The organism is Streptococcus sp. DD11 (assembly GCF_001578865.1).
GTDB lineage: Bacteria > Bacillota > Bacilli > Lactobacillales > Streptococcaceae > Streptococcus > Streptococcus panodentis.
The window spans coordinates 1-13,581 of sequence record NZ_KQ969398.1; the positions used below are offsets into that span (position 1 = coordinate 1).

At 45.4% G+C, this 13,581-nt stretch carries 12 protein-coding genes, 1 tRNA gene and 1 pseudogene; 13 read left to right on the forward strand and 1 reads right to left on the reverse strand.

From position 1 onward, the window contains the following. The first annotated feature begins 8 nt into the window (after positions 1–8). The 4 genes from STRDD11_RS12045 (at position 9) to STRDD11_RS12060 (ending at position 2,801) form a co-directional block, all read left to right on the forward strand. Positions 9–96, forward strand: a tRNA-Ser gene (locus STRDD11_RS12045). 76 nt (positions 97–172) lie between these two features. Beyond that, positions 173–988 carry a rod shape-determining protein MreC gene (gene mreC / locus STRDD11_RS12050; RefSeq protein WP_128837506.1) on the forward strand — a complete coding sequence of 272 codons (816 nt, stop codon included), beginning with the start codon at positions 173–175 and terminating at the stop codon, positions 986–988. A 1-nt stretch (position 989) separates the two neighbouring features. Beyond that, a complete protein-coding gene (gene mreD / locus STRDD11_RS12055) occupies positions 990–1,490 on the forward strand; it encodes a rod shape-determining protein MreD (RefSeq protein WP_128837507.1) in 501 nt (166 codons plus the stop codon). 96 nt (positions 1,491–1,586) lie between these two features. Beyond that, entirely contained in the window at positions 1,587–2,801 is a 1,215-nt protein-coding gene (locus tag STRDD11_RS12060) for a peptidoglycan hydrolase PcsB (protein ID WP_128837508.1), read from the forward strand. A gap of 66 nt (positions 2,802–2,867) precedes the next feature. Here the strand turns inward: STRDD11_RS12060 and STRDD11_RS12065 are convergent, their stop codons facing one another. After that, complete coding sequence (locus tag STRDD11_RS12065) at positions 2,868–4,124, reverse strand: ISL3 family transposase (protein ID WP_164828496.1); 1,257 nt, start codon at positions 4,122–4,124, stop codon at positions 2,868–2,870. A 223-nt stretch (positions 4,125–4,347) separates the two neighbouring features. Here STRDD11_RS12065 and STRDD11_RS12075 point away from each other — a divergent pair, with 223 nt between their 5' ends. The 9 genes and pseudogenes from STRDD11_RS12075 to STRDD11_RS14785 all read left to right on the forward strand — a co-directional run. Next, a complete protein-coding gene (locus tag STRDD11_RS12075; protein ID WP_128837510.1) occupies positions 4,348–5,313 on the forward strand; it encodes a ribose-phosphate diphosphokinase in 966 nt (321 codons plus the stop codon). An 876-nt stretch (positions 5,314–6,189) separates the two neighbouring features. Continuing rightward, positions 6,190–6,801, forward strand: a complete 612-nt coding sequence (locus tag STRDD11_RS12080) for a hypothetical protein (protein ID WP_128837511.1) — start codon at positions 6,190–6,192, stop codon at positions 6,799–6,801. 372 nt (positions 6,802–7,173) lie between these two features. Then, complete coding sequence (gene srtB / locus STRDD11_RS12085; protein WP_128837512.1) at positions 7,174–8,007, forward strand: class B sortase, LPKTxAVK-specific; 834 nt, start codon at positions 7,174–7,176, stop codon at positions 8,005–8,007. Between the two features lie 846 nt (positions 8,008–8,853). Further along, the gene (locus STRDD11_RS12090) at positions 8,854–10,026 is read left to right on the forward strand and encodes a pyridoxal phosphate-dependent aminotransferase (protein WP_128837513.1); all 1,173 of its coding nucleotides are present in this window, start codon (positions 8,854–8,856) and stop codon (positions 10,024–10,026) included. Continuing rightward, positions 10,019–10,816 carry a DNA repair protein RecO gene (recO, locus tag STRDD11_RS12095; RefSeq protein WP_128837514.1) on the forward strand — a complete coding sequence of 266 codons (798 nt, stop codon included), beginning with the start codon at positions 10,019–10,021 and terminating at the stop codon, positions 10,814–10,816. The genes STRDD11_RS12090 and recO overlap by 8 nt, the downstream gene beginning before the upstream one ends. Beyond that, entirely contained in the window at positions 10,797–11,801 is a 1,005-nt protein-coding gene (plsX, locus tag STRDD11_RS12100; RefSeq protein ID WP_128837515.1) for a phosphate acyltransferase PlsX, read from the forward strand. The genes recO and plsX overlap by 20 nt, the downstream gene beginning before the upstream one ends. Further along, positions 11,798–12,046 (forward strand): acyl carrier protein, encoded by a 249-nt coding sequence (locus STRDD11_RS12105; RefSeq protein ID WP_128837516.1) that lies wholly within the window; start codon positions 11,798–11,800, stop codon positions 12,044–12,046. The genes plsX and STRDD11_RS12105 overlap by 4 nt, the downstream gene beginning before the upstream one ends. Before the next feature lie 448 nt (positions 12,047–12,494). Further along, the gene (purC, locus tag STRDD11_RS12110) at positions 12,495–13,202 is read left to right on the forward strand and encodes a phosphoribosylaminoimidazolesuccinocarboxamide synthase (RefSeq protein WP_128837517.1); all 708 of its coding nucleotides are present in this window, start codon (positions 12,495–12,497) and stop codon (positions 13,200–13,202) included. 18 nt (positions 13,203–13,220) lie between these two features. Further along, positions 13,221–13,581: pseudogene (locus STRDD11_RS14785) on the forward strand (phosphoribosylformylglycinamidine synthase); the annotation flags it as partial.

Below are 13,581 nucleotides of genomic sequence, written 5' to 3' on the forward strand. Positions count from 1 at the left end.
AAAATATTGGAGAATTACTCAAGAGGCTGAAGAGGACGGTTTGCTAAATCGTTAGGTCGGGTAACCGGCGCGGGGGTTCGAATCCCCCATTCTCCGTAAAATAAGGAGTTTAGCAGTTGCTATCTCCTTTTCTTGTATTTTTTTGCTTTTCTTTGTCTGAGGTTCTTCTAATATGAATAAATTTAAAACTTCAAAATTTCTGATTTCCTTTCTCTTTGTCCTGCTTATTGTGACTGTTTTACTCTTTTCAATGGCTTCCGGTTGGTTTGTATCTAGCGGTTCCAATCTTATTTCAATCTTCGATAGGGTGATTGCGGTTCCTTTCAGCTTTCTTTCTGAACAAAAGGAAGGTATGTCTGACCTGCTGAATACATATAAAGAAAACGAGGTATTAAAAGGTGAACTGTACAATATAAGCGAAAAAGCTGCTGCGGCAGATTCACTGCAGGTTGAAAATAAGCAGCTGAGGCAGCTGCTGGATCTGAAGGATTCGGATACGAATGAGGTAAAAGTGGTTGCGGAGGTTATTTCACGGAGTCCTTCTTCCTGGAATAAAGATTTAACCATCGATAAAGGGTCAGCTGATAATATAACGGATTCGATGTTGGTGGTTTCCAATGGCGGCTTGATTGGCAGCGTCACAGATGTTGCAGATGGTTCCAGTATTGTTTCGCTGCTGACTAATGATAAGAGCACTGCAAAGATTTCAGTGCGGATTCAAACCAAGTCTGGTCTGATTTATGGGATTATTACGGGTTATGATGCTGAAAAATCTGCCTATGTTGTCAGTCAGTTAAATCGTTCTGAGGAGATTAAAGAAGGAGATTCGGTTGTCACCAGCGGTTTGGGAGCCTACAATGCAGAAAATCTTCCTGTGGGCAAGGTTTTGTCGGTTTCTGAATCTAAGGATCAATTAAACAAGGAAGTGCTGGTCCAGCCAGCTGCTGATCTGTCCGATCTTCGTGCTGTCATGTTAGTGAGAAATTAGTATGAGAACGATTAAAGAGAATATTCTGACGCCTTTTATTCTGTTTTTTGTATTGCTGATAGATGGTCAGCTGTCAACTTTTCTGACGGGCTTGTTTCCGCTGGGATGGAATCTGGTCAGTCATTTTATCCTGATTTTTATGATTTTCGTGTCCATTAACCTTCCGAAAAATTATAATATTGTTCTGTTTCTTGGATTGGGAATCATCTATGATGTCTACTATTTTCATACGGTAGGAATTGCTCTTATCCTGTTTCCGGTTTTGAGTTTTTTAGTCTGTCAGGCAGGTTCGGTCATGCTTTTAAACAGAGGGACCCGCTTTTTATCTGTTATCACAGCTATTTTTCTATTTGAGCTCATCAGCTTTGCTGCTGCTCTAATTTTGGGCATGGCAACCGTCAGTCTGCAAATTTTTGTTATTTATAGTTTGGTTCCGACACTCTTGCTCAACAGCCTGATTCTTCTGCTGTTTCAGCCGATGTTTGAAAAAGTCTATTTATGATGAACAAGAAATAAAAATGTAATGAACGCGTAACATAAGACACGGTATTTTTTGATATACTAGATAATGTCTTATAAGAAGGAGTGTATTATTTTTATGAAGAAAAAACTACTGACATCAATTTTATTGAGCACAGTTGTCCTTTCGCAGGGAGCTGCACTTGTGAGTGTAAAAGCTGAAACGACAGATGAAAAAATTGCTGCTCAAGACAGCAAGATTAACAGTCTGACTGAACAGCAGCAATCTACACAAGCGCAGGTTGATACGATTCAAGGTCAGGTATCAGCTATTCAAAAGCAACAAGAAGAGCTGAAAGCAGAAAATGAAAAATTATCTGCTGAGTCTGCTAGACTTTCTGCTGAAATTGATGAATTGTCTAAAAACATCGTAGCACGCAATGAGTCACTTGCTAATCAAGCGCGCAGTGCTCAAACAAGCGGAACTGCTACCAGCTACATCAACACTGTAGTGAACTCTAGCTCAATCACTGAAGCTATTTCACGTGTAACAGCGATGAGCGAAATTGTTTCAGCTAATAACAAAATGCTGGAACAGCAAAAAACGGATAAAGAAGCTATTGCTGAAAAGCAAGTAGCCAACAACCAAGCGATTAACACGGTTATTGCTAACCAACAGCAGCTTGCTGACGATGAGCAGGCTTTGGCAACAAAGCAGGCTGAATTGAAAGCTGCACAAACAGCTCTTGCTGCCGAAAAAGCAACTGCTGAAGGTGAAAAGAATGCTCTTCTTGAAGAAAAAGCAGCAGCTCAAAAAGCAGCTGAAGAAGCAGCAGCCCGCGAAGCAGCTTACAAAGCACAGCAAGAAGCACAGCAACAAGCAAATCTTGCATCTGCCAACACGACTTTTGAAGCACAGGTTCAAGCGACTATCAGCAACCCTTCATCCGGTCAAGCTGCAGCAGCTCCTGCTGCTACAGTTCAATCAACTCCGGCAGCAGCTTCACGTCCAACTTACAGCTCATCTGCCAGCACTTATCCAGTAGGTCAGTGTACTTGGGGAGCTAAAACATTGGCACCTTGGGCTGGTGATTACTGGGGTAACGGCGGACAGTGGACTGCGAGCGCAGCAGCAGCTGGCTTCCGTACAGGCTCACAGCCAGAAGTCGGAGCAATTGCATGCTGGACTGACGGAGGATATGGTCACGTTGCAGTTGTAACAGCTGTTCAATCAGCAACAAGTATCCAAGTGTCAGAAGCGAACTATCTTGGCCAACAGTCAATCGGTAACTACCGTGGTTGGTTTAACCCAACAACTGCGCAAGGTACAGTTTCTTACATTTATCCAAATTAATGAATGAAAAGCGCCTCTGGCGTTTTTTATTTTGGCTCTTTGTCAACTGTAGTGGGTTGACTAAATCTAACATCGAGAGAGGACAAGATTTGTCTTCTCTTTTTTGATGTTGAGGGCAATGAAAATGCGGGTTCTGAAGTTGTCAAAGTTGCGAAAGCCAAAAGCATTGCGCTTGATGACTTTGATGAGGTTGTTGGTGGCTTCGAGTTTGGCGTTGGAGTAAGGCAGCTCTAGGGCGTTGACAATCTTATCCCTGTCCTTGATAAAGGTCCGAAAGACCGTCTGAAAAAGAGGAAGAGCAGAAGGGAGCGCCTCTTGTATCAAGCCAAAGAATTCATCGGGCTGTTTCTCCTGGAAGTGAAAAAGCAGGAGCTGATAGAGCTCATAGTGGTGCTTGAGTTCTTCCGAGTAGCTGAGCAGCTTTTGGACAATTTCCCGATTGGTCAGATGCATGCGAAAAGTTGGCCGATAAAAGCGTTTGTCACTGAGTTTGCGGCTGTCCTGCAGAATGAGCTGCCAATAGCGCTTAACAGTCCGATATTCAAGAGATTTCCGCTCGAATTGATTCATGATTTGAATGCGCAGCCGGTTCATAGCCCGGCTGAGGTGCTGCACGATATGGAAACGGTCCAGGACGATTCGGGCATTAGGAAAGAGTTTCTTGGCAATGTCGTAATAAGGGCTGAACATGTCCATAGTGATGATTTGAACTCTTTCCCTGATCTTTCTGTGATAGCGAAGAAAGTGATTTCGGATAGTGGCCTGAGTTCGGCCGTCCAAGATAGCCAGGAGATTGCCAGACTCAAAATCCTGAGCGACAAAGCTCATTTTTCCTTTCTTAAAGCTGAATTCATCCCAGCTCATAACGGCAGGCAGGAAGTTTAAATCGGTCTTGAACTGAAACTCTTTGAGTTTTCGGATAACAGTAGAAGTGGAGACAGAGAGCTGCTCTGCAATAGCTGTCATGGACAGTTTCTCAATCAGTTTCTGAGCGATTTTTTGATTGAGAATGACCGGAATCTGATGATTTTTCTTGACCAGGTCTGTCTCAGCAACCCTCATCTTTCCGCAGTCCTTGCATTTAAAGCGGCGCTTCTTCAGCTTGATTAACGTTTTGAAGCCGGCCACTTCCAGATAAGGGATTTTAGAGGCTTTTTGGAAGTCGTATTTAGCCATTTTGCCAGCACAAGAGGGACATTGAGGAGGCTGGTAATCCAATTTGGCCAGCAGTTCTTTGTGAGTTCCTTGGTCCAGACAATCAATCAAAGTGATGTTAAGGTCTTTAAGATTGAGCAAGTTTGTGATAAAATGAAGTTGTTCCATATGAACCTTTCTAATGATGGTTTGGTCGCTTTTCATTATAAGTCATATGGAACTTTTTGTATACAATCAAAAAGCTCTATAATCCCTGCAGTGGATTTACCCACTACAGAAATTATAGAGCCTTTATTTTTGATTGAAAAATTGCCCAAAAAGGGTTACAATGGTAATTGGGAAAAATTGTAATTGGATACAATGGAAGACGATTTAGAATCTGGAGGAAATCATGTCTTTTTCTGATTTAAAGCTCTTTGCTCTTTCTTCTAATCAGGAGCTGGCACAACGTGTGGCTCAAGAAATTGGACTGCCGCTTGGAAAGTCAATCGTTCGGCAGTTTTCCGATGGAGAGATTCAGGTCAATATTGAGGAATCAATCCGAGGCAAGCATGTCTTTATCTTGCAGTCTACCAGTTCGCCCGTCAATGATAATCTGATGGAAATTCTTATTATGGTAGATGCTTTAAAACGGGCTAGTGCTGAATCGGTGAATGTGGTGATGCCCTATTACGGTTATGCCCGTCAAGATCGCAAGGCCAGAGCGCGTGAGCCGATTACTTCTAAGTTAGTTGCGAATATGCTGGAGATTGCCGGTGTCGATCGGATGCTGACGATTGATCTGCATGCTGCTCAGATTCAAGGTTTCTTTGATATTCCAGTTGATCATTTGATGGGTGCTCCTTTGATTGCGGATTATTTTGAGCGCCGGAACATGGTCGGCAGCGATTATGTGGTGGTCAGCCCTGACCACGGTGGGGTGACCCGGGCACGGAAATTAGCTGAATTCCTGAAAACTCCGATTGCAATTATTGATAAACGCCGCAGTGTGGATAAGATGAACAGCAGTGAGGTGATGAATATTATCGGTAAGGTAAAGGGCAAGACCTGTATACTGATTGATGACATGATTGATACTGCAGGAACAATTTGCCATGCTGCTGATGCCTTGGCTGAGGCAGGTGCGGTTGAAGTCTATGCCAGCTGTACGCATCCTGTCCTATCAGGGCCAGCTATGGAAAATATTCAGAAATCAGCTATTAAAAAGCTCGTTGTCTTAGATACAATTTACTTGCCGGAAGAGCGGCTGATTGACAAGATTGAGCAGATTTCCATTGCTCATCTTTTAGCAGAGGCTATTGTGCGGATTCATGAAAAACGCCCTTTATCCCCCCTGTTTGAAATTGGTAAAAAATAAGGAAATGACGGTGGCCAAAAGCGCATTTTGCAAGCTTTTGCTCCCCGTCTTTTCGTTTCTATGCTCCATTTCGTTTAGATTCAACCGTTGTCAGCTTCCCTTTTCTCCACCAATTTGGCGAACGGTCGGCGGCTGCGAATAGAGAGAGGGCTTCTTCCAGTTTTTGTCAAGTTCGAGGAACACTCTGCAGATGACTGCGGACAAGGCAGACTGGTCGGCGGGTCAGAAATCGGTAAGACGGGTCTTTGATTTTGCCGTTCTGCCTCCGCAGGCTTGCAAGAATTGATGGATAGTCTTTTAGTAGTGAAACTGTCCGGGGGACAGTTTCAGCCTATTGATTAACGTACAGGACGATAGGGCAGCGAGCTGGAGGCTGAGACAAAAGTCTTTCAGTCTCGCTTTGTTTTGGTAAAAGACTCTTGACGCGGCAGCCGATTGCTCAAAAGCTCCAATGGAGGTTTTGAGGTTATAGATAGAGCTTCTGAGAGGAAGCAGCAAAAGTACCGCTTTGAGGTTGCGGATAGGACTTGCGAAGCAAGTCTCAACTTTGTTCGTCTTTTAGACTCCAAAAAACTCCTACCGCCGTGTCTGCTCCTGTCTAGTTTGCTGATAATGTTCATAGAGTATCTGCTTTCTTTTTTGCATTTGACTAGCGAAAGGAATGAAAACTTATTATGAATGGAGAAAAGGAAAATAAAATAGTTTTATATAACAAACTGTCTAATGCCTGCTGTTATAGGATTTTCAGCTTAAAATTCTCTTTTCGAAACTTAAAAAAGGCTTAAAATTTCTTGACTTTTGATAGGGATAACACTATACTAATAGTAGGTGGCTAGGAGTTACAGAGATTTTTAAAAGGAAAAGAAGGAGATAAAAGTGAAAAAGGTTTTATTGTCCAACATTGTGGTCCTTTTGCTTTTTGGAACCGTCGTTCCTATATCGGCTGAAGAAGGAAGTATGTATGTTCCTGATATTGAGAATCATCCAATTATTCAGGGGACTACAGATGAGGAAGCCCGCAAAGTCATGGATGCCTTATTAGAATACAAGGCTGCGCAGTCAGCTTTGGATCAGCAGGTTGCTGAAGCTAGAAGAGCTCCGATTGGCCAAAACACTGTTATGGAAGACAGAGACGGCAACAAGGTCCTCGTTATAGGAGAAGGTGCAACAGCATCAACAACACCAGCTCCTCAGCAGTCGGATGAACATAATGCTGCAGCGGCTCCTTCTGTTGATAATGCCGGTTCAGCTGCTAATCAGAACACTGATACGGCACCACCAAAAGCCGCTGGCGGCAGTACCAATACGAACACTGTAGATGTACCAGCCAAAAAAGCTGGGACTGTACCATCTAGGGCAGCAAAAGCAGTCAAATCCGCTGATAAGAAAAAATCGAGCCAGGCTTCGGCTAAAGAAGAAAAAACAGCAGACAGTGAAGAAAATGATGAAGGAGACAATATCCTTCCAAAAACAAGTGCTGTTAAATAGTCCCTTCTTTCATTTGTGCTAACCTATCAATGTCACTGAACCCCTCCTTGGTTCGGTGATATTTTTTAGGACAGGTCTCTGCAAGCGGGCTGTCCTGTCTGGCTCATGATGATTTGATACTCAATGAAATCATCAGCAAATCAGGCCAAAAGAGCGAACCGAATGGCAGCTTTATCTGACAGCTCAAAGCGGTGTTTTTGCTGCTTTCTGTCAGAAAACTCTTCCGCACTCTGCAAATCTCCGCTGGAGCTGTGGAGCGGTTCTTTGCCGAGTGTGAATGTTCATCGTTCGAACGTCAGTGCTCAGCGCTTATACAAGTTTGCGAAAGCTGCTTCTAATTTTCAAACTGAAAGAGAGAAATTTCTTAAAATTATGGAAACAAATAGTAAAAAAAGAGCTGACAGCGGCAAGAAGCTGCTGGGAGTTTTATGGGGGCTGATATTTGTGATATTGGCTGCTGTCTTACTGTCTCAGCATTTCAAACATGTCAGCAGCCAGCAGGCCGCAAAGCCGTCAGTCCGACTGTATCCTGAGCAGACTTCTGCTTCCAGCCAGAGCGAAAAAGACTATTTAGCGAATCGTTTCAAGCCGCTGAAAGCTGTTAATGCGGATACCATTGCATATGTCTATGCTCCAGGAACAAAGCTGGATGAGCCGGTCGTGCAGACCAATGACAATGCTTCCTATCTGGTCAAGACCTTTGAGGGCGGCCGCGATGCCTATATGGGGACTGTCTTTATGGACAAGGATAATCAGAAAGACTTCAGCGACCGTCTAACCTGGCTTTTTGGCCATGCCCGTGGCAGCAAGGCTGGAGATCATCGTATGTTTAATGATGTCAACTATTACGATCGTCAGGATTATTTTGATCAGCACAAATATGTGGTGATTGAGACACCGGAGCGCAGGCTTTACTATGAGGCTATGGGCTTGGTCATTGTCCCTGAGGAAACGGCCTTCTACCGGACAGAATTTAAGGATGATGAGGATTTTACTGGTCAGCTCCGAAAGATTTATGAGGAGTCGCGGACCAAAAATTCAGCGATTGACATCCGGGCTGAGGATAAGTATTTGGTCCTCTCCACCTGCCGTGAGGAAGACGATACTATCCGATCTAATCTATACCTGCGTCAGATTCCGGATACTGAACTGGAGGAGTTTCTGGCTCAGCACGGGGATCAGCTGGCCTATGCTCCTACGCGCTAAAGCAAAGACAGACTCGAATCAGAGAGCTGTTGAAAAAGCTGAGAGCTTCAGAAATTGATCCTCTTCGAAGATCTCTTCAAACTATGTCAGCGCCGCCTTGCTCCAACAGTCTGGGAGACTGTTGGAGGTTGGAGATAAAACAAACGGAGTTTGTGTCAAAACAGTCTGGGAGACTGTTGGAGGTTGGAGATAAAACAAACGGAGTTTGTGTCAAAACAGTCTGGGAGACTGTTGGAGGCTGGGGATAAGGGGAAGGCAGTTACCGGCTTTCGTTCAGTCCGAGGGACTGTCTCTTGACTGTAGAGTTTCCGAAGTTCCTGCACCTAGTTGACAAGGTATTTGGCATTTGCATCCATTTTGATTTGGTGTTTGAACCGATGGTCCATCCTATCGTAGCAGCAGAGTGAAAAACTTTCTTTGTGAACCTCCATTCCGATGAAAAGTGTGGTAAAATGAAACAGATAAGGCCTCCAATTGAGTGTGGTAATTCCTGTTAGAAGCTGATTGTTTTTTATTCTAGTGTACAGGCAAATCCACGAATGCTCAACTGGGGGTCTTTACATATTGTCTGTTGGAGCTGCATCGGTTTGCGGCAGTTTTGCCATTGAATCTTTTTTAATAGCAAAACTTAGTGTCAGAGTCAGAGAAGCTTCATGGAGCAGCAAAAGCCGCCGGCCTCTGAGGCTGCTTGATCATGAGCTAAGGACTGCAGGAGCAGAGAAAATGCAGTGTCCATCCGGATAGTCTGAGGGGCATGCTCTTTAAAAGGGCGGTAGCCAGTCACGGCATTTTGATTTTCGAAGAGTATTATAGTATAATAGTTCTATTGACCGGTCGGAGGTGTCTATGGATTTATGTAAAAAATTTAATAAGAATTTGGATAAGATTGAAGTGTCGCTGATTCGTCAATTTGACCAATCGATTGCTGCTATTCCGGGTGTGCTGCGTCTGACGCTGGGGGAGCCGGATTTTACGACACCAGACCATATCAAGGAGGCGGCCAAGGCGGCAATTGATGCCAATCAGAGCCATTATACGGGCATGAGCGGACTTTTAGAGCTGCGGCAGGCTGCGGCAGATTTTGTACAGGAAAAATACAATCTGACCTATAATCCTGATAATGAAATTTTGGTGACCATTGGAGCGACGGAAGCTCTGTCAGCGACCTTGACAGCTATTTTAGAGGAGGGAGACAGGGTGCTGCTGCCGGCTCCTGCCTATCCGGGCTATGAGCCGATTGTCAATCTGGTCGGGGCTGAGATTGTCGAAATTGATACGACGGAAAATGACTTTGTCCTGACACCGGAAATGCTGGAAACAGCGATTTTAGAGCAGGGCGATCGGCTGAAAGCAGTCATTCTCAACTACCCGGCCAACCCGACAGGGGTGACTTATTCGCGGGATCAGATAGCGGCTTTAGCTGCTGTGCTGAAAAAATATGAGATCTTTGTTGTCTGTGATGAGGTCTACTCTGAGCTGACCTATACGGGCCAGGGACATGTTTCCCTAGCGGAGTATCTGCCTGAGCAGACTATTGTCATCAATGGGCTGTCCAAGTCCCATGCCATGACAGGCTGGCGGCTGGGATTAATCTTTGCGCCGGCGGCTTTCACGGCTCAGCTGATTAAGAGTCACCAGTATTTGGTGACAGCGGCCAATACGATGGCCCAGTATGCAGGTATTGAAGCTCTGACAGCTGGCAAGAATGATGCAGAGCTGATGAAGGTCCAGTATATCAAGCGCCGGGACTATATTTTAGAGAAAATGGCAGAGCTGGGCTTCAAAATCATTAAGCCGGATGGTGCTTTCTATATCTTTGCCAAGATTCCCTCAGGATACAGTCAGGACTCCTTTGCCTTTCTGCAGGACTTGGCGGAGAAAAAGGCGGTGGCCTTGATTCCGGGAGCTGCTTTTGGCCGTTACGGCGAGGGCTATATCCGCCTGTCCTATGCTGCTGCTATGGATACCATTGAGGAAGCCCTGAAACGCCTGAAAGATTATATGGAGGAACATGCTTAAATCGCTGGCCAGCAAGGGTCTGGTCCTGTATAACCGCAATTACCGCGAGGATGACAAGCTGGTCAAAATCTTTACTGAGCAGGCCGGCAAGCGGATGTTTTTCGTGAAACATGCTGGAAAATCCAAGCTGGCACCGGTTATTCAGCCCCTGACAGCAGCGGATTTGCTGGTTAAGGTCAATGATGACGGTCTGAGCTATATTGAGGATTATCAAGATGTGACGGTTTACAGCCATATCAATGAAGACCTCTTTATCATGGCTTATGCCAGCTATGTCGCAGCTCTGGCGGATGCCAGTCTGCCGGACAATCAGGCGGATTCGGCGCTCTTTATCTTTCTGCAGAAGACTTTGAAATTGATGGATGAGGGTCTGGACTATGAGGTGCTGACTAATATTTTTGAGATTCAGATTCTGTCCCGTTTTGGAATTGCCCTGAATTTTCATGACTGTGTCTTTTGCCACCGAACGGGTCTGCCCTTTGACTTCTCCTTTCGGTACAGCGGACTGCTTTGTCCTGACCATTATCATAAAGATGAACGGCGCTGCCATCTCAATCCCAATGTACCTTTTTTGCTGGAGCAGTTTCAGGCCGTCAAATTCAGCGAGCTGGAAAGCATTTCTCTTAAGGCGGATATGAAGCAGCAGCTGCGTGCTTTCATTGACCAGCTCTATGATGAATATGTCGGTATTCATCTCAAATCCAAGAAATTTATTGACTCTCTGGGCGACTGGGGCAGTATCTTAAAAAATAGGAACGAGGAAGATTCACATGAAAAGAATAGCCATTGATGCTATGGGAGGGGATCACGCTCCTCAGGCTTTGGTCGAAGGGGCCAACCGTGCTTTGCAGGAGTTTTCGGATATTGAAATTCAGCTTTACGGTGATGAAGCGAGCATCAAGAAATATCTGACAGCCAGTGAACGGGTCCGCATAATCCATACGGATGAAAAAATCGCTTCTGATGATGAGCCGACCAAGGCTATCCGTCAGAAAAAACAGGCCAGTATGGTACTGGCTGCCAAGGCTGTCAAGGCTGGCGAAGCAGATGCCATGCTGTCTGCCGGCAATACGGGAGCCTTACTGGCTGCAGGTTTCTTTATTGTCGGCCGTATCAAGAATATCGACCGGCCGGGTCTCCTGTCCACTTTGCCGACGGTCAGCGGTCAGGGCTTTGATATGCTGGATTTGGGGGCCAATGCAGAAAACACCGCTCACCACCTGCATCAGTATGCGACGTTGGGCTCTTTCTATGCGGAAAGTGTTCGGGGAGTTGCCAAGCCAAGGGTCGGACTTCTCAATAACGGAACGGAAAGCAGCAAGGGAGATCCTCTGCGCAAGGAGGCTTATGAATTGCTGGCGGCGGACTCTTCCCTTAACTTTATCGGCAATGTTGAAGCGCGTGATTTGATGGAGGGGGTAGCCGACGTGGTGGTTGCTGACGGCTTTACCGGCAATGCCGTTCTAAAGTCCATCGAAGGCACAGCTATCAGCATCATGGGCCAGCTCAAGAAGTCGATTTTGGGTGGTGGTTTGAAGGCGAAGCTGGGAGCTTGGCTGCTCAAGGACAGTCTGCGGGATCTGAAAAACAGTCTGGACTATTCCAGTGCAGGCGGGGCTGTTCTATTTGGCCTCAAGGCGCCGGTTGTTAAAACGCACGGATCCAGTGATGCCAAAGCCGTTTACAGCACGATTCGCCAAATCAGGACCATGCTGGAGTCCGATGTGGTCGGTAAGTCAGTCATCGAATTTAGCGATGCCAAGGAGGAAAAATGAGCGAAAAAGAAATTTATGCAAAAATTGTCGACATCATTCAAGAACATGACAGCAGCAAGCTGGACATTACTCCTGAGCTGAAATTAAAGGAAGAACTGGGAGTGGATTCTGTTGACTTGATGGAATTTATTATTCATCTGGAAGACGCTTTTGAAATCGAGATTCCGGATGACGACATGGATGATTTCACCACCATTTCCGATGTGGTGGCCTATATTCATAGCAAAGCGAAAAAACACAGCTAATACAGTCTTTTAGCAGTGAGTAAAGTCAGGCAACGATCGCTGTCAAAGCAGCGGCTTGTAGGAGCTTTTTGGAGTCTAAAAGACGAACAAAGTTGAGACTTGCTTCGCAAGTCCTATCCGCAACCTCAAAGCAGTGCTTTTGCTGCTTCCTCTCAGAAGCTTTATCTATAACCTCAAAAGCTCCACTGGAGCTTTGAGCAATCAGCTACCGCGTCAAGAGTTTTTTACCAAAACAAAACGAGACTGAAGGACTTTCGTCCCAGCCTCGTACTAAAAGCAAACTAAAAGACTATATCAGTCAAGACCGAGTTTTGTTCGGTCTTTTTTCTGTCTTCAAAGCGGAAGCGGTTTCTTTCATTAAAAACCGAAAGTTTATACGGAATTTCTTGTAAATTTAATTTAAAAATGATAGACTTAGGTTATAAAATTACGAAAGGCGAATATTAAAATGTCTAACAACTTGTTATATTCGGGAAAAGCGAAAGATATCTTTGCGACAGATGATGAAGGGGTCATTCTGGCACGCTACAAGGATCAGGCGACAGCTTTTAACGGTGTGAAGAAAGAGCAGATTGCCGGCAAGGGAGTGCTCAACAACAAGATTTCGGCCTTTATTTTTGAAAAGCTGAATGCTGCGGGTGTGGCCACGCACTTTATCGAAAAGATTTCAGATACGGACCAGCTCAATAAAAAAGTAGACATCATTCCTCTGGAAGTGGTGCTGCGCAACTATACGGCAGGCTCTTTTTCTAAGCGTTTCGGCGTGGAAGAAGGGATTCGGTTGGACCAGCCTATCGTAGAATTTTACTACAAGAATGACGACCTGGACGATCCCTTCATCAATGATGAGCATGTCAAATTCCTGAAAATTGCCAGCGATGAGGAGATTGCCTTTCTCAAGGAAGAAACTCGCCGCATCAATGAGCTTCTATCGGACTGGTTCCGTCAAATCGGGCTTCGTTTGATTGATTTCAAGCTGGAGTTTGGCTTTGATCAGGACGGCCGGATCATTCTGGCGGATGAATTTTCACCGGACAACTGCCGGCTCTGGGATGCAGAAGGACACCACATGGATAAAGATGTTTTTCGCAGGGGTCTGGGTGAGCTGACCGATGCGTATCAGATTGTATGGGAAAAACTGCAGGCGATTAAGTAAGGACAGGGTATAAAAAGCATGGACAAACGGATTTTTGTGGAAAAAAAGGCGGATTTTCAGGTCAAGGCTGAGAGTCTGACAGCGGAGCTGCAGCACAATCTGCAGCTGAGCAGTCTGCGCTCAATGCGCATCGTGCAGGTCTATGATGTGTTTCATCTGGCAGAAGAGCTTTTTGCGCGGGCAGAGAGGCATGTTTTTGCGGAGCAGGCGACGGACAAGCTTCTGCAGGATACAGAAGTGGCACAGGCGCTGGCTGGGTCCAGATTCTTTGCGATTGAAGCTCTGCCCGGTCAGTTTGACCAGCGGGCAGCCAGCTCTGAGGAGGCCCTCTTTTTGCTGGGGGCCGGGACAGATGTGCAGGTCAAAACAGCCCAGCTCT

What these genes read in the sequence shown, in the direction of transcription:
- mreC (WP_128837506.1), top strand. Translation starts at nt 173, where the DNA reads ATGAATAAATTTAAAACTTCAAAATTTCTGATTTCCTTTCTCTTTGTC.
- mreD (WP_128837507.1), top strand. Translation starts at nt 990, where the DNA reads ATGAGAACGATTAAAGAGAATATTCTGACGCCTTTTATTCTGTTTTTT.
- STRDD11_RS12060 (WP_128837508.1), top strand. Translation starts at nt 1,587, where the DNA reads ATGAAGAAAAAACTACTGACATCAATTTTATTGAGCACAGTTGTCCTT.
- STRDD11_RS12065 (WP_164828496.1), bottom strand. Translation starts at nt 4,124, where the DNA reads ATGGAACAACTTCATTTTATCACAAACTTGCTCAATCTTAAAGACCTT.
- STRDD11_RS12075 (WP_128837510.1), top strand. Translation starts at nt 4,348, where the DNA reads ATGTCTTTTTCTGATTTAAAGCTCTTTGCTCTTTCTTCTAATCAGGAG.
- srtB (WP_128837512.1), top strand. Translation starts at nt 7,174, where the DNA reads ATGGAAACAAATAGTAAAAAAAGAGCTGACAGCGGCAAGAAGCTGCTG.
- STRDD11_RS12090 (WP_128837513.1), top strand. Translation starts at nt 8,854, where the DNA reads ATGGATTTATGTAAAAAATTTAATAAGAATTTGGATAAGATTGAAGTG.
- recO (WP_128837514.1), top strand. Translation starts at nt 10,019, where the DNA reads ATGCTTAAATCGCTGGCCAGCAAGGGTCTGGTCCTGTATAACCGCAAT.
- plsX (WP_128837515.1), top strand. Translation starts at nt 10,797, where the DNA reads ATGAAAAGAATAGCCATTGATGCTATGGGAGGGGATCACGCTCCTCAG.
- STRDD11_RS12105 (WP_128837516.1), top strand. Translation starts at nt 11,798, where the DNA reads ATGAGCGAAAAAGAAATTTATGCAAAAATTGTCGACATCATTCAAGAA.
- purC (WP_128837517.1), top strand. Translation starts at nt 12,495, where the DNA reads ATGTCTAACAACTTGTTATATTCGGGAAAAGCGAAAGATATCTTTGCG.